Here is an 18,435-nt window from a genome sequence, read left to right on the forward strand (position 1 = left end):
CCCCTAAAAATGGGGGGATTACCATTTGTCTCGGCTGACCGGCCAGACTTTCGCACGAGTCAAAATGGTTACTACTCTCAAGCAACATGATCTCAACCTCAAATCCTCACCTTGGATGGATTAAACGTGCGATGTATACCCCAGGGTAGGACTAGGAGATTGGATCATGACCATCAAAGCGTTCGTCCACACAACCCAGCTTGAGCTCAAAGATGTACTAGGCATCTCCCTCAAACGTAGTCATATCTACGAGATGATTGCTGCGGCCTATGGCTACAGTACTTACGCGTCATTGCAAGCTGATGCGATTCTGCTCAGTAATACGAAATGGCAGGTTGCGTTGGATGTAAGTGCAATTAAGGCTAGAGCTAATATTCTGGGTATTAGTATTCCTGAGCTTGCCGCTCAGAAATTGGCCACATCGTTAGTGCAGGCGGGTATTATAAGCCTACGTGTAAGAGAGATTTTAAGGCGTCGTGTTAACGACGACGACATGACTAAGCATGGTCAACTTCCTCCTAATTCGACTACTGCTAGCCGCTTTAGCTCCTCAGACCATTATGCTGGGGAATTAATGAATATGTTTAAACAGAATGAATTTAATTCGCCATTAGTACACCAGGGATTGGTCCAGTTAAGTGCATTTGCAGACCGAAATGCCTCGTCATTTACCGATTTTGAACTTCATCAAAAATTGTACAGAATAGCCAGTGGCTTTAATGGAGCTGATATTAATTCATTAGTTGGCAAAGATAAAGAACGATACGTTTATTGGCTTCATCACTTGAAAAAATCAGCGATGAGATTTGATATGGAGGCTATAGAGTTACTGTCAACCCATCGGCTTGATGTTTCTTTATATATGAATGTATTAAAAGACTACACGTATCATGAAACTGTAGCAGTCAAATGCGAAGATGCTAGGTATATGCAGCATGCACATTACTGGTGGATTAAAGCTGCTTTAAAAGGGTCTATTAACGCAATGCACAAGTTGATTAGCAACTATGAAAAGGAAGACTTATATCGTTGTTGGATATGGGTACTTCTTGCAGAGAGTATTGGGTATGATCTCCTAAATGAGGTCGATACATCCACAACTTATGATATGCATGCGGGTAGTGACAAGCATACATTCACTATCCAAGGGCAGACTTTTCCTGCACTGACATTACCAGCTCTAGAGATGGTCTTGCATCACAAGGCTCAGCGAGTCGTAGATAAGCTATGTCAAGAACATTTTGATGATGGAATCGTATTTGAAGATCACGGCTCATATGACTAAGGCGGAATTAACTAGAAAAGATATTTTTTATCTTTTGTGTTGAGTTTTTATTTGTAATCGACAGCTGTCGACAGTGTGAGAGGCGTGTTAAAACATGAAAATAATCATTGCCTCTCACGCACTACATTTAGATCTTGCTGAGTTAGGTGTGCTAATTACTTTAATAAAAGATAATTCACTCAAAAGATGAGTGTTGACACACTATATTCTAGTAATTTCTTATTGTAAGTGCAATTTTCTTACTTTAAGGAACGCTAGCTCGAAGGAATTAAAAATCTGGATTATCTTCGCTGCGAAGCAGCGGAATGTTGAAATTCTTAAATTTTTTAATTGTTCTCAATAATAGTAAATGGACAGTTTTTCGATTTTTTCAAGTGGGGTAAATGAAAAAAGTTCGAAAAAAGATGAGGTTGGTTGTTTTTGAAGCGTTCTTAAGGGGGGGGTTAGCCTATCAGCTACCTCGCTCTAGGGAAAGTGCGAACAAGTATCCCAAGAACAAAAAATGAAAATTTTAGTCATTTAATATCAATGGGTTACCAGTAAATGCTCTCGTGCCATATGACTTATTCGCACCTTCCCTAAATAACTGATCCTAATTGTGATACACCCGCTTTAGTCCATGCTTGCCGCCCGGAAACGGTGCGGCAGTGTCCATAAAGTAGTAAACCTGCTCCAGTAAATCATCCATGTTTTTGCACTGATGATTCCGGGTTATCGTTTCGTGCAGTGCATGCCACAGTTTTTCAATTTTGTTATGCCATGGGCTATAAACCGGCAAGAACAGTAACTTGAACTTTGGGTTGTCACTCAGCCACTTCTGCGTTTTTTTGCTCTTGTGGATGATGTAATTATCCACGATTAACCGAATGCTCTTAGCCCGACGATATTGGCCTTTAAGCTTTTCCAGCAACTCAATAAATAAGTCACTGGTCTTGCGCTCGCCACCTACATAAACGATTTGCCCTGTCTGGCCGTGTAATGCTCCCGCCAGATAATGTTTCTTGTTCTGTCCTGGTGTTGCTACCTTACGCTGTTCGCCACGGAGCCCCCAATCTGCACCGATTTTAGGATTCAGATGGATATCAACTTCATCCTGGTAAAACACCGGGTGGTCAACACTGTTATCTGCCAGCGCCTCCCGGATAGCCGCCAGTTTCTCCTTTTTATCCGGGTCTTGGATATAAAGCGTTGGCGCAGCTCGCCGCCAGACAATTCCTGCTTTGGGCAACCAGCGTCTGATTGTTGAACTGTGGATCTGAATGTTGCATAACTTGTTCAGTAACAGCGCAAACAACTCAGTACTCCAGCGTGAACGCTGATATCCAAGCGTCCTTGGCGTGTACTTCAGCAATATTTTCAGCACGCCACAGATAAAATCCCGATTCTGCCTAACGGGGCGACCAACGCCTTTAGTTTTTAGACCATCAACACCGGCAACGTCATACCATTTCAACCAGCGGTTAAGCGATGAGCGGCCAGCTTGCAGTAGGCTCGCAACCTCTGACTTGGTTTTACCTTTCAACACCAGCAAGACGGCATTCGCACGGCGGCAAAGGTCTCTATCTCGTGTTTTATGAATAATTTTCTTTAACCTGCGCGTTTCAGCGCCGTACAAAAATGCTATTTTGTTCATACTCAATGCGTTTGTGGGTTTGGTTTGTTTGACGACTGATCTGATCGCGCAAACCGCATTGAGTTCCCTTACCTGAGTGATCTACTATTTCGCACAGTTATTTAGTGACAAGCCCGGAGTGGTTGAAGGTCTAAAACAAAGAATAAGGGCTTACAACTTTAGTAAACAAAGGACGTCATCAATAGCAGTGATATAAAAAGTTATCTTTGCCGCCCCGATAAGGCTTTACGGGGCGACTAAGTCTCACCCAACCGACAATTCCGATAGTTTCAGAATAAGCTTTGAGTTTTCTAAGATTGGAATTACTACACCACAGCACGTACTCGAGATACTACAAATAGCTTTTTGGTAGGACCGATACCGAATAAATATCCATAATACATCAGGAGAAACTTTTTTTAATTTTCTGTAACCGGTCATAAATCAGTGGCGGATAATTTGCATGATATTCACCACACTCTGGGCAATGCTCTTGTTTTAAGTACGCTTGATTGTCGAGATCTTGATAAGGAAAAACGCTGAAGAGAAGTTCGTGCTGCATAAGCGTTTTATAAAAACTCTTATGATAAGGTGCAATCTCGCTGTCTTTGATTTTGTCGAAATATAGGTCAACGCTGTTCAAAATGCTCATAATTTCTTTAACCCCGTCGAACCTTAAAATGTCGTCATCTTTGTGAATATCAACATCTAAGCTCTCTAGATCCTCAATGAAACATTTAATCGCTCGCCGGGAATGCAAAAGGATCATTTGCGACTTGCCATCAATCATCTTTTCCTGATCGTAGCTAAAATTTTTAATGTTTCTTTCGACGAACATATAAAGTTCGTGAAGCTGATTCAACTCGTGCCTCAGTTGCTCCTTCGTATATTCCTTTTCGATTTGCTGATGGAGGATGCCATTAGCGTCAATCTGAGCTTTTAACACCAGAAAGAGAAGCACTGAACCCAGAATTTGTACAAATGGGCTTGAAATACCTCCAAGAACATCTCCTATTTCGCCATAACCTTTCAAATATTGCAGCGGAAGAAGAGGTGCAAACAAAGGGATAAGCAGGCAAGCCGCACCACCAATGACTATGACCCAGAAAGCTATTTTGGTAACAGGAGAGTTATAGATATTCATTTTTACACCTTTTCAGAATTTTCTTTTCTGTACGCGCTAGGAGTTTTGCCAATTTTTTTCTTAAACAACTTTTGAAAGTGTTCATGTGCCGGATACCCAATGGCTTCACTCACTTCGGGAACAGACTTACCGGATTCTTTAAGCAGCTGCTTTGCTTTTTCAAGCCGACAATAGGTTAAATAATCAAGAGGTGTCATGCCTGACAGCTCCTTAAATTTGACGCTGTAGCTCGTACGCGACATCCCCGCAATCCCGGCGAGATCGTCAAGACCCCATTTTTTATCGAGACTATGATGAATAGCCTCCAAGGTTTTGCTGAGTTGCGGATTTTCGATCAGTTTGAAGAATCCAGCATTTTTATTGGATTTGTACATGTGGATTCTTAACGCTTGCACGAAGATAATTTCGGTCAGCTTTCTGACTAACGTGTTGCTTCCAGGAAGCCCTGATTTTGCTTCCTGCTCTATAATACTTAAAAGCATGGCAAGCCAAGGCGAGTGGGAGTTATCAGCACTCTTGATATGCACGACATTTGGCAGCGAATTTAAGAATGGATGATCGGGTCCGCCATTAAAACAAAAATGTCCGCAAACGACGTTGGCTTTGAGCTTGCTCTGATCACCGTATTCCAAAACTTGAGCTTCGGTGAGGTTGGCTTTAGCTCTAAATTCGACCGCAGGCTCGGCCTTGATTTTTGGTGCACTGGCCATGGTGTGCTCCATCCCTTTGAAAAAGATCAAAATATCGCCCTGCTCCGCCAATGCTTTAAGTTTAAGTTTTGGCACCTCATACCAAAACTCGCCATGAGTCACGATGTGAAATCTCGCTAGATTCTCTTCCTGCGGGAGGCTGATGCCCCAGTCTCCCGCAAATGAGGTTCTATACCAGTAGCTGCTAGTAAGCTCTACCTTATCTAAAATTTCACTGAGAACATCCATATATAGCTCCTACGTAAACTGTCCAATAGGTCATGTTATACGAACTATTGAACATATTATATCTATTTTACATGCTGTAAAGTCAGTCTAATCAGTAAGTGGATGAAAACTAAGGAGGCTTTATGAAACTAGATTATGTGATCGTTGCCGGAGGGTGTTTTTGGGGTCTCGAAGACCTCCTTAGGAGTCTGGACGGTGTGACGTCAACGAAGGTGGGCTACTCTGGCGGAGATTTTGATGATCCTACCTACGCCGATATTATAACAGGGAAAACGGGGCACGCCGAAGCGGTTCGCGTGGAATACGACCAAGACGAAATATCTCTCGAAGAGATTCTACATTACTTTTTCAAAATCCATGATCCGACTACGAAGAATCGCCAAGGAAATGATGTTGGCACTTCGTATCGCTCGGCAGCGTTCTATCGTGACGATGCACAGAAAGCGATTATCGAAAACGTGATTGATGAGGTCAATGAGATCGGTCGCTTCGAGAATGAAGTGGTCACGACCGTCACCCTGGAAAAAGAATTCTACGACGCTGAGGCATATCACCAAAACTATTTGCAGAGGAATCCCAGCGGATACTCTTGCCATTTTGAAAGAGACTAAATCATGAACCAAATGAACGAGGAAAAAATGAAAGCACTTAAGAATGTTGTTATTTATACGAAAGACCATTGTCCATTTTGCGCACGCGTGAAGAATTACCTAACTGCTGAAAAGGTCGATTTCAAACAAATTCGCGTAGACGACGATCCGAAGACTTACCTGGAGTTGAAGGAAAGAACAAATCTCCAAACTGTACCGCAAGTTTTTGTGGATGGAGAATTCATTGGTAGTGCTACAGACTTCTTCTCGTGGATTGATAGCTAAAGAGTGAACCCTAAAATAAAGGAGCAAATATATGTTCAATTGGAAAAGCATTTACAACTACCTGGATAACGGCACTCCCGCGCCTCCCAAAAAAGTAGAAAAGAGCGAGGAAGAGTGGAAAGAAATTCTGACGCCAGCGCAATTTCGGGTCATGCGGATGAAAGGCACCGAACGCGCGCACACCGGAGAACTCTGTTCATTTTATGAAGCTGGAAGGTACGCCTGTGTGGGCTGCGACACCGAACTCTTTGACTCGAACCTAAAGTTCGATTCGGGAACGGGATGGCCGAGTTTTTCTGAGCCAGTCGCAGACAACGTAATTCAATATGAACTGGATACGACCTTCGGGCGCAGAATCGAAGTGCTATGCAATGTGTGCGAAGCCCATCTGGGGCACGCTTTTCCAGACGGTCCTGAGCCATCAGGGGTCCGATTCTGTATTAACTCGGAGTCATTGAAGTTTGTAGAATAATTTTTAAATCGAGGGGGTTTATGAAAGTGAACCTTTTGAAAAAAGGAGCCGTTCGTGTTGATTAAGCTGTTCGGTCATAAAGACTGCCATAAAACCAAGATTTACCATTCGTACTTGCAAGAAAAAGGGAGCCAGTTTGTTTTTTTGGATGTTCATGAAGACGACGCGGCTGCTGATGAACTGTGCTCCCTCTATTCGAACGGAAAGCTGAATTTCCCGACAATAGTGGTTGGGACAAAGAAGCTGAGAAACCCCAAGTTCAAGGACCTTGACAGGTGGTTGGAAGCTTCAATGAAATAATGAGTTTTTTAGAATTATTAATAACTTAATAAGCAGTAAGATCAATGATTACAGCAATTTTCCGCAGTTGTGTTACCAAGAAACATGCTGCGGAGTTTTAGCAAAGATACTTCATCAAGCTGGTGTTGGAAAACGTGGTCTTATCGTCGTTTGCACGGCGTGAGGAATGGGAGTGGCTTCAATTTTTGAAAGTTAGGTGAAAAATATGTCGGATCTAAAAATGAATAAAGAAGACGGTGTTGAAAGCTATGAATTTGCAACCCCTGAAGCAATCGAAGAAGCATTGAAAATCGGGAAGCTTAGTCAAACGGTTTTCGGCATGGGTTGCTTTTGGGGACCGGATTCTAATTTTGGAGGGACGCAGGGAGTAGTGCAAACACGTGTTGGCTACGCTGGAGCATCAACTCTGGATCCGAGTTACCGCAACATCAACGGACACGCCGAAGTCGTCAGAGTGATCTACGATAAAGACCAAATCAGCTACAGGGAACTTCTTGGAAGTTTTGAATCATGGTCTGTTCATGGTAGAAAGCAGGGCCAGTATCGCCAGATACTTTTTGTTTTTGATCTGGAGCAAAAACAAGTAGCTGAAGAACTGATTCAAGCGATTGGAAAGGAGAAATCTCCCGAGGTGATTGAGGCCGGAGAACAAAATGGTTATTTTTGGCCCGCCGAAGATTACCATCAAAAGCATCGTCTTCGCAGAAACAAACAGCTTGTAAGTCTTGCAGAAGTAGATTTCGGTCCTCGCTGGGATGAACATCTGTATTTTACTAAATTAAATAGTACCGATAGAAAAGGCTTCAGTCTCTCAAGCTGGCTAAAAAAGTTGTCTCCGGAAATGCAGAAAGCTTACCGAATCGGTTAATCTGAAATTGCAGCTGGCTAAAGAACTCTATTTTCTATATGTAAAGAATGTGACGATCTCCTTCACATGGAGTCCAAGAGAGCATAAAAAATCTGTGTAAGTCGCATTACCCATGTATTTGAAAGGAATAAATAATGCCAATATCAGACCAGCTTATCGACCGAAGCAAGACCTCAGTTTTTATGAGGTCTTGAGATCAGCGCAGCATGAACAGATCTCTTACAGTGTGGCGAACACACTGGTTTGATTGCGGCCTTGGGTTTTAGCTTTGTATAACATCTGATCGGCGACTTCGAGCAACTGCTTTTTGTCGTCAAATAAATCAGCGCTGGCCAAACCTATGCTGACCGTTAATTGTCGTAATAACCACTCATGGTTAGCCACTACCAGCCTTAACTTTTCCAGTGTTTTATTTGCGGACGCTGTGTCTGTGCCTGGCAGGATCAGCACAAACTCTTCACCACCATAACGGGCGAAAAAGTCATAGTTCCTGCTATGGCGCTGAAACAGAGCCGCGACTTGACTCAGTGCCTCATCTCCTGCGGCATGACCATAGCTGTCGTTAAAACTCTTAAAGTGATCAATATCAATCAATGCCAGTACAAAAGATTGTCCTGTTCTTTGCCAGCGAGCAAATTCAGCTTCAAACTTGAGGTCAAAAGCTCTTCTGTTGTTCACCCCTGTCAGTGCATCCGTCATGCTGGTATTATGTAATTGTTCGCCGACTTTTTTCAGCTCCAGTATGGCGATCACTTGTCTGGACAGAGCCTGCAAAGAGCTTATCTGCCGCTGGTTCAGCTGCTTAGGAACATGATCATAGACACAAATAGTACCAATCACTGCACCTTCGGGATCAATCAGCGGCGAGCCAGCATAAAATCGGTAGCCAGGTCCTGAAATCACCATAGCATTGGTACTGAATCTGTGATCTAAAGTAGCGTCAGGGACCACCATTACCGCATCAGGTGTTTCCATTGCATACACGCAAAAGGACTCTTTAATTAATACAGAGGTACGCGAAATACCAACTTTTGCAATTAGATTCAGCTTTGTGTCATCGGTTCGCGTCACCATAGCCACTGGTGCATCACAGATATAACACGCCAGTTCAGTGATATCCCGCAGGTTCTGATCTGCTTCAGCAGGTGCTTTTAGTGTGGTTTCTGCACTAGCTGTTTGAGCTAAACTAAAGGTCATGTACTTCTCCGTTTTTCTACTGCATTTTTCAAAGATCCTGCATAGAAAAATGAATTAAATCGTTGATTTAACTCTAAATAGCTGTTCCGAATAGTAGATCACCGGAGGAAGGGAACTCAGTCCAGTTTGTGCGATCTGATTAGTCGCTAAACAAAACAAGCCACACCCAAAGGACTGAGTTGATGCCTATCCTACCACCTCTGCCACGACCACAACGGCGCCGCATTCACAAAATCATCCATGCCACCCGTGATAAAGGACATGCTCGTCGCTTGATGGCCATCTTGCTGTTACATGAAGGACGCACGATCACCGATGTTCATCACCTTACCGGCGCTGCGCGCTCGACCATCGGTCGTTGGCTTCGGTGGTATCGAGATGAAGGCATAGATGCGCTAGAAGCCTTACCGGCTGGCCGTGCCCCAGTCTTACCTATCGCCAAGATTGTCACCTTACTGGTGCTGCTCATGCAGTTTTCTCCGCAAGATTTTGGTTATCAGCGCAGCCGTTGGTGTACTGAACTATTGGCTATAAAAATCAATCGGTTAACAGGGCTCAATGTGGCAGCCTCCACGCTCCGCCGATGGTTACCTCGTATGGGCATTGTCTGGCGCAGGCCCGTGCCGACCTTGCGGATAAAAGACCCAGCCTATCAGGAAAAAATGGCGAATATCGACGCCGCGCTGGCCCGCTGTGATGCCGATAATCCGGTGTTTTATGAGGATGAAGTCGATATAGACCTCAATCCCAAATTAGGAGCCGACTGGATGTTCAGAGCGCAGCAAAAGCGGGTTGTCACACCGGGGCAGAATGCCAAGCATTATCTGGCAGGCGTTCTCCACGCAGGCAACGGAAGGGTACTTTACGTCAGCGGGATCAAGAAAAACTCATCGCTGTTTATTGCCATGCTGGAAAAGCTGCGCCACCACTACCGACGAGCCAAAACCATCACGTTGATCCTCGATAACTACATCATTCACAAAAGCAAACAGACCGAGCGATGGTTGAAGAAGAATCCCAAGTTCTGCCTGGTGTTCCAGCCAGTTTACAGCCCTTGGGTTAATCACATAGAACGGCTATGGCACAAGTTACATGAAACCATCACGCGCAATCATCAATGCAGAGGGATGGCAAACCTGCTGGCCCGAGTGAAACACTTCATGGATACCGTGTCTCCTTTCCCGGGGAATGGCTATGGCACAGCGAAGGTGTAGCACTATTGGGATCAGTTATTTAGGGAAAGTGCGAACAAGTATCCCACGAACAAAAAATGAAAATTTTAGTCATTTAATATCAATGGGTTACCAGTAAATGCTCTCGTGCCATATGACTTATTCGCACCTTCCTTAGCTGACTGTCAATAAAGCAATCTGCAACCATGTCTTTTAACCCTTCCATCAATTTTGTTTTTTTGTGCATGACGGACGTTAAGCGTTCAATGTGCCTCATTGATTTCCCTGGACGGCACAGAGAGAATTTATCAGCAATATCCTTGAGTCCTGACTGTCGAGCTTTAATCGGGGATAGGTGCGACAAGTTGTGCTGGATAATTGCGCAGTAATCCTTGATGGTTTTGATCTGCCGGGACACTTCTGTTATCTGAGCGATGTCTTCCGAGAGCCAGCAATCAATATTTTCCGCATTATTCAGCTTCATTTTGCTCTGTTCTGTAAATAAAGTGGAATCGGCGTCCCCTTTGACAAACCTGTAATGCAACGTGTTGTTATGTCTGTAAAGCACGACACAGGAGATCTGATCTTGTCGTTGATATTCAAAAATGACAAAACTACGTGCTTTAGAAAGATAGAAATCCAGAAAGGTTTTAGGCTTTTCTCTGACCATATACTGAGGGTCAATCCCATAAAAAACAGGAACCAGAACAAGAGATGAGGTTTTTCCTGCTCCGTTTGTCCCTGAGATGTTGCTATGACCCGTCAAGGATATTTCCGTCAATGAAGGAAACGCGCTCTGGTTGGTGATGATCCGCAGTAGTGCACTTTTCATAAAAATCGCCTGCAAAATATACATTAAATCAATATATATCAGATCAGTGCATATTGGTAGTGTCAAGGTTAAATAATAGGCAATTTTGTACTAGGTAGCGTTTTAATTTGATTATGGACTTTATGCTATACCGATAAATACACAGGAAATTTTTTTCACAAAAGTGTATGAATGTTGATAGAAGCAACAAGCTACCATCGAAGGGCGTTTCCAAAGATATTGGTATAACAGAGCATCGAACAGACTCAGTTGGAAAGGATCTCGCGTAGAAGCTCTATCATCTTCACGGATAACTCGCGTTTCCAACGATAAATTAGTTTGGGATTATGTAGGGTAACGTTGTTGTATCGTTATGTGATTTTACTCACTTAGCGCGGTGTACAGAACTACTGGATCAGATCAGTTTCAACTGACGTTCTGCCGTTGCACATTTTGCCCTGATGAGTTCGTTCATTGTTGTAAGACAGCCACTCATCCTGATCATTTTGCCGCGTCTCCAGCGTTTGATTAACTTGTTGCGAAAAGCCACCTGATAAAACTCGTTCAGGATCGCCTTATCAAACTGCTCGCAGATCCCATTCGTTTGCGGTGACATCGTTTTAGTTTTCGTGTGATCGATGCCACTACTAGAGTTGGTAATCATGACGCTCGAACTTGCAGAGTAGCACGGTAATCCCCCCATTTTTAGGGGCATTCAAAAGTAGAGGTCATGCGGCCTGTGCCAGACGCTGTTTCGGCGTGTAGCCACCCAGCGCCATATTGGGCCGCTCATGGTTATAAACCCACAGCCAGTTCGTGGCAAACTCCTGTAGTTCATTCAGTGACTCAAACAGGTAATGGCCCAGCCAGTCGTAGCGCACCGTGCGGTTAAACCGTTCGATGTAGGCATTCTGCTGCGGATTTCCTGGCTGGATATAGCCCAGGGTTATCCCCTCCTGTTTCGCCCATCGCTTGAGCTCTTCGCTGATGTATTCCGGGCCATTGTCACATCGGATAATGGCGGGCTTACCTCGCCACGTGATCACCTGCTCCAGCGCCCGTTTGACTCGTGAGGCGGGTAAGGAGAAATCCACCTCGATGCACAGCGCTTCACGATTGAAGTCATCGATCACATTAAACAGCCGCACCGAGCGGCCATCGCTGAGCTGGTCATGCATAAAGTCCATCGACCAGCACTGATTAGGCTGGTCGGGAACCGCCAACGGCTCTGGCTTAGCCCGAACCAACCGTTTCCTGGGTTTTATCCGCAGATTGAGCTCCAGCGCCCGATAGATCCGGTATACCCGTTTGTGATTCCAGCCAAAGCCTTGGACGTTGCGCAGGTACAAAAAGCATAACCCGAAGCCCCAGTTGCGCTGGCTGGCCGTGATACGTAGCAGCCAATCGGCAATTTCCTGGTTTTCATCGACCAGCACGGGCTGATAGCGATAGCAGCTTTCACTGACCTTGAAGATCCGGCAAGCCAGACGGATGGATATGGCGTAGTGAGTCACGGCTTTGGTCGCCATCTCCCGGCGGGCAGATGGCGTTACCACTTTTTTGCCATGGCCTCGGTGATGATCTCTGCCTTGAGGCGCTCCTCGGCGTACATCTTCTTGAGGCGGCGGTTTTCGTCCTCCAGCTCCTTGAGTCGAGCCATGAGGGAGGCATCCATCCCCCCGAATTTGGAACGCCACTTGTAGAAGGTGGTCGTGCTGATGCCATGCTCGCGGCAGAGCTCCGGGACGGGAGCTCCAGCCTCAGCTTGTTTGAGGATGGCGATGATCTGGGTATCGCTAAAGCGTGATGTTTTCATGTAGAACCTCCTGCGTTCAAGGTACGGGAAAATTCTACTTATGAGCACCCTGGTTTTTCGGGGGGATTACCGCACAGCCTATATCGATGTTAACTCTACACCTGACTCTGTCAATTTATGCGTATCAACATAGTGGCTGAAACGTGCTAATAAGAAGGTGAGTTTTGGATGAATGTACCTTTGACAAAATGGTCTGTTGGGTGCTGTATAAAAGTAGTCGATAAGCTCAGTTTTATTCGCTTTAAAATCCTTAAAAAAATAAACCTGAGTAATGACTGGCTGCTCAAAATCAGCTCTACAGGCATCTAATATGTTTACAGCCTGGTTATACTGAACCTCATCATAAGCGTATATCGCTGAACGATATTTACCACGCATTGAGTGGTTTGATGTGCTCGCGTGAGTATGTAAATGGATTTCGATCAAGGTTGATAAAGAAATAACAGTCGGATCAAAAACCACTTCAATGGCTTCGCTGAACTGAGCGTTGTCACCAATTGAGGCGATCCAACCTTGATTGACAGTAGCAATGCCAATAAGTGATGAAAATACGCCTTCGGTGCACCAGTGACAACCACCGCCTAAGCCGATTGTATTAAGGGTGGTTGTCGTATGCAAATTGCAAGTCTGTGTGGGCTGCTGCAAACTCATTGAGATGAGGGCAACTTCCAGTCTGGTCTGGGGAAGTGGCAGGTATAGCCATTTGGTCGGAGTTCCAAATAGTCCTGATGCATAGCCTCCGCTTCCCAAAAATCACTTGCAGGTTCGACTTCAGTCACTACTTTTCCAGGCCATAATCCCGAAGCATCCACGTCAGCAATGGTTTTTACTGCCTCAGCATGCTGTGCCTCAGAGGTATAATAAATGGCTGAGCGATAAGATGTGCCCTTGTCATTACCTTGTCTATTTACTGTACTAGGGTCATGAATCTGAAAGAAAAACTCTAAAATTTGTCGATAGCTGGTGATTTCATTATCGAACATTATTTCAATGCCTTCAGCATGGTTACCATGATTGCGGTAGGTAGCATTAGCCACTTCACCACCGGTATAACCTACTCGGGTTGAAGTGATACCGGGACGTTTGCGGATAAGATCCTGCATGCCCCAAAAGCAGCCACCGGCTAATACTGCGCGTTCAATTGCCATAATTAAATGTCCTCTACTTGGTCTAAATACTCTGCGTAACCTTTACTTGCCATTTCTTCCCTAGGAATAAAACGTAATGACGCTGAGTTAATACAATAACGTAGGCCACCCTGGTCTTTGGGACCGTCTGAAAATACATGGCCTAAGTGACTGTCGCCATGAGTTGAGCGCACTTCTGTGCGGGTCATGCCGTGCGACCTATCAGTGATTTCAATTACGTTGACAGAGTCTATCGCTTTGGTAAAGCTCGGCCAACCACACCCTGATTCATACTTGGCAGAAGACGCAAATAAAGGCTCACCTGACACGATATCCACGTAAATGCCGGGCTTGGTGTTCTTTAGCAATTCACCAGTCCCTGGACGCTCTGTACCATTTTCTTGCGTCACCCGATACTGCTCCTTAGTCAGAGCAGAAATCGCATTCATAGATTTTTGATAGGTATTCATAAATGTCCTCTTATAGAGTAAAGCCATGTGCCTTTCAGATTATAAGAGACCTTCTGTTTACAGAATTTATTTCACTTAGGCCGTTAACCCGAAAAAATGATCTGATCCAGTAGTTCTGTACACCGCGCTAAGTGAGTAAAATCACATAACGAGGTGCCTATGACAGCTAAAAAGAACTGCAAGACCTATACCGCAGAATTTAAGGCCCTCTAACTTATAGTTGTTTCGGATGCGGCTTATTTGTTTTTGTGCTCCAGTGCTGTAAGTGATGTGCCTACGATAAATATAGACACGACAAACAAGCCTAAATCTTTTAGCAAAAACTGGCCAGGAACCACAGAGATCGCAGGAAACCCAAGAGATGCCTCAAAAACACCGGGTGTAGTCAGCATGAACGACAATGTCGTAAAAAAGAGTCCGGTTGAAAGTACACCGCCCAAGATTGCGAGCTTAGGGGAGAAAACTCGTGCAGCGATTAACAGGCCAACTGAAATTTCAAGCACACCCAGAAAATTTGAGAATCCTTGAATGCTGAGGAAACTATACATCCATGAAAGCAGAGGGCTATTACTAACAAAACCATGTATACCGTTTGCTTCGTAGCTAGTGAATTTCATACCACCAAACCACAAATATATTATCGTCATGGCAACGTAGATGCCACCTATACCAAACTTAGTGACTTTTGCACCGAGATTATTACTAAGGATATTGGTAGTCTGGACACCATTTTCAATTTCGGGAATAGTCATCTTATATCTCCAATTATTTTTAGCCATGTGGACTCACTCTATGTAGCCCACTAAAATGATATGACTCTTGAGAAAAACTATATGTTTACTCGAGTCGAACCTAACTTAGGTAATTGCTGTAGTTGAGCACCAATGGATTAGACATCAATGCCTAGTGGTTGAACGGCCGGGAAGTCGACCTCGGTCTGTGTCACTTCGTTAACGTAGTTAGTGAAAGTGTTCAGGGCAACAGCCAACAGAATATCCACTACATGTGCATCACTGTAGCCAGCGTTCAGCACCGCTTGGACCTGGTCATTGCTGACTTGCCCGCGCTGGCGGACTACGGCGGCAGCAAAACGCACGGCTGCGTCGGCCTTAGGGTCATTTGATGCACCGCTGCGGTTGGCAGTGAGTTCAGCATCATCAAGCTTGGCCACCTTACGGCCTAGGAAGGAATGGCCAGCAAGGCAATAATCGCAGCCGTTGATCTCAGCGACGGCTAGGGCAATACGCTCAAGAGTCGCTGTACCCAAGCCGCCCTGTGCTGATGCTGCGCTCAATTGCAGGTAGCCAGTCAGCGCAGCAGGGCTGTTGGCAACGACGCGGAACATGTTAGGAACGCGGCCCAGTTGTTTTTCCACAGCCTTGAGTGAGGTATGGGTAGCAGTAGGCGCGGCGTCGATTGTGGTAGGGGTGTTCAAACGTGACATAAATTTCTCCTAGTGATTTGAAAGACAGCACGCTGTATTGGCGTGGAATAAATTGTATTTAAGAAGGTTCTGCTTGATAATCCGTTGCTATCAGACAGCTCATCTTCACGTCTTGCGCAGTCGCCATTTCAGTGCCACTACACACCTTCGTTGACGTCACGCCGTCCTGATTTCTAAGGAGGTCTTCGAGACTCCAAAAACACCCTCCGGCAACGATCACATTATTTATTTTTCATAAAGCCTCCTTGGTTTTTATCTATTTACTAATGGAACTGAATTTACAGCATGTAAAATAGATATAACATGCTCAATAGTTCGTATAATGTGACTTATTAGACAGTTTACGTAGGGGCTATGTCAGGGTGAGAGCGTGAACATTTTGTTAAATTTCACCCAGTTTTTTGAGACCCGCATTGAGTACCGTTTCCAGATATTCACTGCTCATTCCTGCGATTTTTTGCTTCCGTCTTACGCTCGCCTTGCGTGAAGTCTCGGCCCTGAGCATGTTCAGCCCCATGTGCCGGATGCACGCCAAAATCTCTGCGGCATCACCGCGATAAATCGGGCAATCATCCACGCCCATCGTGACGTCCAGCACCCAGTGCAGGCTATTTTCGATGGCCCAGTGCCCACGCACCGCTCGCGCAAACTCATCCTGCACCAACGCTTTGGAACTGATGAAATAACGCTGCTCTATGGTAATTTTTTGCATATTTTCAACGCGATAGGAGATGGCCACGCCAATGCTGTGCAACTGTTTCCAATGAGGAAACTGGGCGGCCAACTCGCCCGCCGCCATGACATGGTACTCACGACCATCGATGCGGCCATGAGCCTTCTCAAGCGTCATCGTCTCTGCGCATAACGGGGTGGCCGCCAGCGGGGCGAGGGCCTGTCGAACCGCCTCGAACAACTTGGGTTGGTTGCCTTTGACGGCCAATAAGTAATCGCCACCTTGCTGAAGGATGGTCTCGGCGATCTCGGTCTGGCACCCCATCGCATCGATGGATACCAGGCAGCCTTTGATGTCGAGCAGCGCCAGCAACTCGGGAATAGCGGTAATTTCATTGGACTTGGCGTCGGTTTTTATCTGTCCGAGCACCAGCTTATTGGCGGCGGCATAGGCACTGACCATGTGAATGGTCGACGTTCGATCCTCACGGTCATAGGAACTGCGCAGGGTTTTGCCATCGATAGCGACCAGGGCGCCATCGGTGTGCTGGTTAATGGCTTGAGTCCACCGCACAAAGGCGGCCTGAAACGGCTCTGGTTTGATGCCGGAGATGATCCTGGCAATGGTGTCATGGACAGGAATGCCGTTTTTAAACAGTCCCTTGGATTGAAACCAGGGAAGATGAACCTCGCCGAAATCCTCAATATCTTCCCAGCCCTCAGCCCCGCCGATCACGGCACAGACGGTGAGAAACAGGACATCGTAGAAGGGATAATAAATCTTGGCATGCTGGCGAGGGTCGTGAATATTGTCGAAGAACTGAGCGAAAACGGCATCAATAGACATGAGAGCACTCCTGAAAAGGAGCATGAGATCACAGCCGGATCACCAGGTCAAATTTCAGGGTGAGGATGTGAGCAAATTGTTAACTATGGAAATCATGGAAATTATCATTTTTTGGATTTCATGCGCATTTTTTGAGCTGAAATGACGTGCAGTGACGATTAAAAAGTGTGAAGGCGATCCTGACTATAAAGTTAACTGCATATCACAGGCCTATAAGTATTTGTTTTGTAGGCAAAAAACTATTTTTAATTTTTAACAAAATGTTCACGATCTCGCCCTGGATCTATGCTAAATAACTGATCCCAATAGTGCTACACCTTCGCTGTGCCATAGCCATTCCCCGGGAAAGGAGACACGGTATCCATGAAGTGTTTCACTCGGGCCAGCAGGTTTGCCATCCCTCTGCATTGATGATTGCGCGTGATGGTTTCATGTAACTTGTGCCATAGCCGTTCTATGTGATTAACCCAAGGGCTGTAAACTGGCTGGAACACCAGGCAGAACTTGGGATTCTTCTTCAACCATCGCTCGGTCTGTTTGCTTTTGTGAATGATGTAGTTATCGAGGATCAACGTGATGGTTTTGGCTCGTCGGTAGTGGTGGCGCAGCTTTTCCAGCATGGCAATAAACAGCGATGAGTTTTTCTTGATCCCGCTGACGTAAAGCACCCTTCCGTTGCCTGCGTGGAGAACGCCTGCCAGATAATGCTTGGCATTCTGCCCCGGTGTGACAACCCGCTTTTGCTGCGCTCTGAACATCCAGTCGGCTCCTAATTTGGGATTGAGGTCTATATCGACTTCATCCTCATAAAACACCGGATTATCGGCATCACAGCGGGCCAGCGCGGCGTCGATATTCGCCATTTTTTCCTGATAGGCTGGGTCTTTTATCCGCAAGGTCGGCACGGGCCTGCGCCAGACAATGCCCATACGAGGTAACCATCGGCGGAGCGTGGAGGCTGCCACATTGAGCCCTGTTAACCGATTGATTTTTATAGCCAATAGTTCAGTACACCAACGGCTGCGCTGATAACCAAAATCTTGCGGAGAAAACTGCATGAGCAGCACCAGTAAGGTGACAATCTTGGCGATAGGTAAGACTGGGGCACGGCCAGCCGGTAAGGCTTCTAGCGCATCTATGCCTTCATCTCGATACCACCGAAGCCAACGACCGATGGTCGAGCGCGCAGCGCCGGTAAGGTGATGAACATCGGTGATCGTGCGTCCTTCATGTAACAGCAAGATGGCCATCAAGCGACGAGCATGTCCTTTATCACGGGTGGCATGGATGATTTTGTGAATGCGGCGCCGTTGTGGTCGTGGCAGAGGTGGTAGGATAGGCATCAACTCAGTCCTTTGGGTGTGGCTTGTTTTGTTTAGCGACTA

General features: G+C 45.6%; 21 protein-coding genes and 1 pseudogene. 7 read left to right on the top strand and 15 right to left on the bottom strand.

Annotated features, from left to right (window positions below):
* The first annotated feature begins 166 nt into the window (after positions 1-166).
* Positions 167-1,285, top strand: a complete 1,119-nt coding sequence (locus E5E97_RS09850) for a hypothetical protein (protein WP_171280222.1) — start codon at positions 167-169, stop codon at positions 1,283-1,285.
* Between the two features lie 592 nt (positions 1,286-1,877).
* Here the strand turns inward: E5E97_RS09850 and E5E97_RS09855 are convergent.
* From E5E97_RS09855 to E5E97_RS09865, 3 genes are all read right to left on the bottom strand, one after another.
* The gene (locus tag E5E97_RS09855) at positions 1,878-2,918 is read right to left on the bottom strand and encodes an IS630 family transposase (RefSeq protein ID WP_163136448.1); all 1,041 of its coding nucleotides are present in this window, start codon (positions 2,916-2,918) and stop codon (positions 1,878-1,880) included.
* A gap of 382 nt (positions 2,919-3,300) precedes the next feature.
* Positions 3,301-4,041, bottom strand: coding sequence for a hypothetical protein (locus E5E97_RS09860; RefSeq protein ID WP_011711659.1), 741 nt, complete (start codon positions 4,039-4,041; stop codon positions 3,301-3,303).
* A 2-nt stretch (positions 4,042-4,043) separates the two neighbouring features.
* Positions 4,044-4,979, bottom strand: a complete 936-nt coding sequence (locus E5E97_RS09865; protein WP_069785041.1) for an AraC family transcriptional regulator — start codon at positions 4,977-4,979, stop codon at positions 4,044-4,046.
* A 122-nt stretch (positions 4,980-5,101) separates the two neighbouring features.
* Between E5E97_RS09865 and msrA (E5E97_RS09870) the strand changes: the two genes are divergently transcribed.
* The 5 genes from msrA (E5E97_RS09870) to E5E97_RS09890 all read left to right on the top strand — a co-directional run bounded on the left by msrA (E5E97_RS09870) (position 5,102) and on the right by E5E97_RS09890 (position 7,494).
* The gene (gene msrA, locus E5E97_RS09870; RefSeq protein ID WP_069785042.1) at positions 5,102-5,590 is read left to right on the top strand and encodes a peptide-methionine (S)-S-oxide reductase MsrA; all 489 of its coding nucleotides are present in this window, start codon (positions 5,102-5,104) and stop codon (positions 5,588-5,590) included.
* Between the two features lie 3 nt (positions 5,591-5,593).
* A complete protein-coding gene (locus E5E97_RS09875) occupies positions 5,594-5,854 on the top strand; it encodes a glutaredoxin (RefSeq protein WP_005403706.1) in 261 nt (86 codons plus the stop codon).
* Between the two features lie 31 nt (positions 5,855-5,885).
* Complete coding sequence (msrB, locus tag E5E97_RS09880) at positions 5,886-6,326, top strand: peptide-methionine (R)-S-oxide reductase MsrB (protein ID WP_005403705.1); 441 nt, start codon at positions 5,886-5,888, stop codon at positions 6,324-6,326.
* A gap of 54 nt (positions 6,327-6,380) precedes the next feature.
* The gene (locus E5E97_RS09885; RefSeq protein WP_011711656.1) at positions 6,381-6,626 is read left to right on the top strand and encodes a glutaredoxin domain-containing protein; all 246 of its coding nucleotides are present in this window, start codon (positions 6,381-6,383) and stop codon (positions 6,624-6,626) included.
* A gap of 220 nt (positions 6,627-6,846) precedes the next feature.
* Complete coding sequence (locus E5E97_RS09890) at positions 6,847-7,494, top strand: peptide-methionine (S)-S-oxide reductase (RefSeq protein ID WP_223846397.1); 648 nt, start codon at positions 6,847-6,849, stop codon at positions 7,492-7,494.
* Positions 7,495-7,713: 219 nt separating this feature from the next.
* Here the strand turns inward: E5E97_RS09890 and E5E97_RS09895 are convergent, their stop codons facing one another.
* Positions 7,714-8,691, bottom strand: coding sequence for a sensor domain-containing diguanylate cyclase (locus E5E97_RS09895; protein WP_002119794.1), 978 nt, complete (start codon positions 8,689-8,691; stop codon positions 7,714-7,716).
* Between the two features lie 182 nt (positions 8,692-8,873).
* On the opposite strand from E5E97_RS09895, the gene E5E97_RS09900 reads away from it, so the two are divergent.
* The gene (locus tag E5E97_RS09900; protein ID WP_001809438.1) at positions 8,874-9,905 is read left to right on the top strand and encodes an IS630-like element ISAhy2 family transposase; all 1,032 of its coding nucleotides are present in this window, start codon (positions 8,874-8,876) and stop codon (positions 9,903-9,905) included.
* A 79-nt stretch (positions 9,906-9,984) separates the two neighbouring features.
* Here the strand turns inward: E5E97_RS09900 and E5E97_RS09905 are convergent, their stop codons facing one another.
* From E5E97_RS09905 to E5E97_RS09955, 11 genes and pseudogenes are all read right to left on the bottom strand, one after another.
* Entirely contained in the window at positions 9,985-10,695 is a 711-nt protein-coding gene (locus E5E97_RS09905; protein ID WP_171280223.1) for an ATP-binding protein, read from the bottom strand.
* A 386-nt stretch (positions 10,696-11,081) separates the two neighbouring features.
* Positions 11,082-11,351: pseudogene (locus E5E97_RS09910) on the bottom strand (IS481 family transposase); the annotation flags it as partial.
* 51 nt (positions 11,352-11,402) lie between these two features.
* Positions 11,403-12,490 (bottom strand): IS3-like element ISKpn10 family transposase gene (locus E5E97_RS09915; RefSeq protein ID WP_099368947.1). Its coding sequence is split into 2 segments (ribosomal slippage): positions 11,403-12,238 and positions 12,238-12,490, totalling 1,089 coding nucleotides; the frame shifts between segments, so codons are not numbered across the junction.
* Positions 12,491-12,568: 78 nt separating this feature from the next.
* Entirely contained in the window at positions 12,569-13,108 is a 540-nt protein-coding gene (locus E5E97_RS09920) for a peptide-methionine (S)-S-oxide reductase (RefSeq protein ID WP_041413416.1), read from the bottom strand.
* A 29-nt stretch (positions 13,109-13,137) separates the two neighbouring features.
* Positions 13,138-13,638, bottom strand: coding sequence for a peptide-methionine (S)-S-oxide reductase MsrA (msrA, locus tag E5E97_RS09925; RefSeq protein ID WP_011711652.1), 501 nt, complete (start codon positions 13,636-13,638; stop codon positions 13,138-13,140).
* Positions 13,639-13,640: 2 nt separating this feature from the next.
* Positions 13,641-14,087: a peptide-methionine (R)-S-oxide reductase MsrB gene (gene msrB / locus E5E97_RS09930; protein ID WP_011711653.1), complete on the bottom strand. Its 447-nt coding sequence runs from the start codon at positions 14,085-14,087 to the stop codon at positions 13,641-13,643.
* 236 nt (positions 14,088-14,323) lie between these two features.
* Complete coding sequence (locus E5E97_RS09935; protein ID WP_011711654.1) at positions 14,324-14,839, bottom strand: YkgB family protein; 516 nt, start codon at positions 14,837-14,839, stop codon at positions 14,324-14,326.
* 137 nt (positions 14,840-14,976) lie between these two features.
* Positions 14,977-15,531: a carboxymuconolactone decarboxylase family protein gene (locus tag E5E97_RS09940; protein ID WP_011711655.1), complete on the bottom strand. Its 555-nt coding sequence runs from the start codon at positions 15,529-15,531 to the stop codon at positions 14,977-14,979.
* A 58-nt stretch (positions 15,532-15,589) separates the two neighbouring features.
* Positions 15,590-15,751, bottom strand: coding sequence for a peptide-methionine (S)-S-oxide reductase (locus E5E97_RS23680; protein ID WP_223290059.1), 162 nt, complete (start codon positions 15,749-15,751; stop codon positions 15,590-15,592).
* A 162-nt stretch (positions 15,752-15,913) separates the two neighbouring features.
* Positions 15,914-17,050 (bottom strand): ISAs1-like element ISAs12 family transposase, encoded by a 1,137-nt coding sequence (locus E5E97_RS09950; RefSeq protein WP_069785046.1) that lies wholly within the window; start codon positions 17,048-17,050, stop codon positions 15,914-15,916.
* Between the two features lie 311 nt (positions 17,051-17,361).
* Positions 17,362-18,393, bottom strand: coding sequence for an IS630-like element ISAhy2 family transposase (locus E5E97_RS09955; RefSeq protein ID WP_001809438.1), 1,032 nt, complete (start codon positions 18,391-18,393; stop codon positions 17,362-17,364).
* Positions 18,394-18,435 lie beyond the last annotated feature (42 nt).

Origin of the sequence: Aeromonas sp. 2692-1, from assembly GCF_013085505.1 — a bacterium.
Classification (GTDB): domain Bacteria; phylum Pseudomonadota; class Gammaproteobacteria; order Enterobacterales; family Aeromonadaceae; genus Aeromonas; species Aeromonas hydrophila.

Bases quoted from the DNA above. Each gene is read 5' to 3' on its own strand.
- E5E97_RS09865 (WP_069785041.1), bottom strand. From the start codon at position 4,979: ATGGATGTTCTCAGTGAAATTTTAGATAAGGTAGAGCTTACTAGCAGC.
- E5E97_RS09955 (WP_001809438.1), bottom strand. From the start codon at position 18,393: ATGCCTATCCTACCACCTCTGCCACGACCACAACGGCGCCGCATTCAC.
- E5E97_RS09895 (WP_002119794.1), bottom strand. From the start codon at position 8,691: ATGACCTTTAGTTTAGCTCAAACAGCTAGTGCAGAAACCACACTAAAA.
- msrB (WP_011711653.1), bottom strand. From the start codon at position 14,087: ATGAATACCTATCAAAAATCTATGAATGCGATTTCTGCTCTGACTAAG.
- E5E97_RS09860 (WP_011711659.1), bottom strand. From the start codon at position 4,041: ATGAATATCTATAACTCTCCTGTTACCAAAATAGCTTTCTGGGTCATA.
- msrB (WP_005403705.1), top strand. From the start codon at position 5,886: ATGTTCAATTGGAAAAGCATTTACAACTACCTGGATAACGGCACTCCC.
- E5E97_RS09950 (WP_069785046.1), bottom strand. From the start codon at position 17,050: ATGTCTATTGATGCCGTTTTCGCTCAGTTCTTCGACAATATTCACGAC.
- E5E97_RS09890 (WP_223846397.1), top strand. From the start codon at position 6,847: ATGAATAAAGAAGACGGTGTTGAAAGCTATGAATTTGCAACCCCTGAA.
- E5E97_RS09875 (WP_005403706.1), top strand. From the start codon at position 5,594: ATGAACCAAATGAACGAGGAAAAAATGAAAGCACTTAAGAATGTTGTT.
- msrA (WP_011711652.1), bottom strand. From the start codon at position 13,638: ATGGCAATTGAACGCGCAGTATTAGCCGGTGGCTGCTTTTGGGGCATG.
- msrA (WP_069785042.1), top strand. From the start codon at position 5,102: ATGAAACTAGATTATGTGATCGTTGCCGGAGGGTGTTTTTGGGGTCTC.
- E5E97_RS09905 (WP_171280223.1), bottom strand. From the start codon at position 10,695: ATGAAAAGTGCACTACTGCGGATCATCACCAACCAGAGCGCGTTTCCT.
- E5E97_RS09900 (WP_001809438.1), top strand. From the start codon at position 8,874: ATGCCTATCCTACCACCTCTGCCACGACCACAACGGCGCCGCATTCAC.
- E5E97_RS09855 (WP_163136448.1), bottom strand. From the start codon at position 2,918: ATGAACAAAATAGCATTTTTGTACGGCGCTGAAACGCGCAGGTTAAAG.
- E5E97_RS09935 (WP_011711654.1), bottom strand. From the start codon at position 14,839: ATGACTATTCCCGAAATTGAAAATGGTGTCCAGACTACCAATATCCTT.
- E5E97_RS09940 (WP_011711655.1), bottom strand. From the start codon at position 15,531: ATGTCACGTTTGAACACCCCTACCACAATCGACGCCGCGCCTACTGCT.
- E5E97_RS09850 (WP_171280222.1), top strand. From the start codon at position 167: ATGACCATCAAAGCGTTCGTCCACACAACCCAGCTTGAGCTCAAAGAT.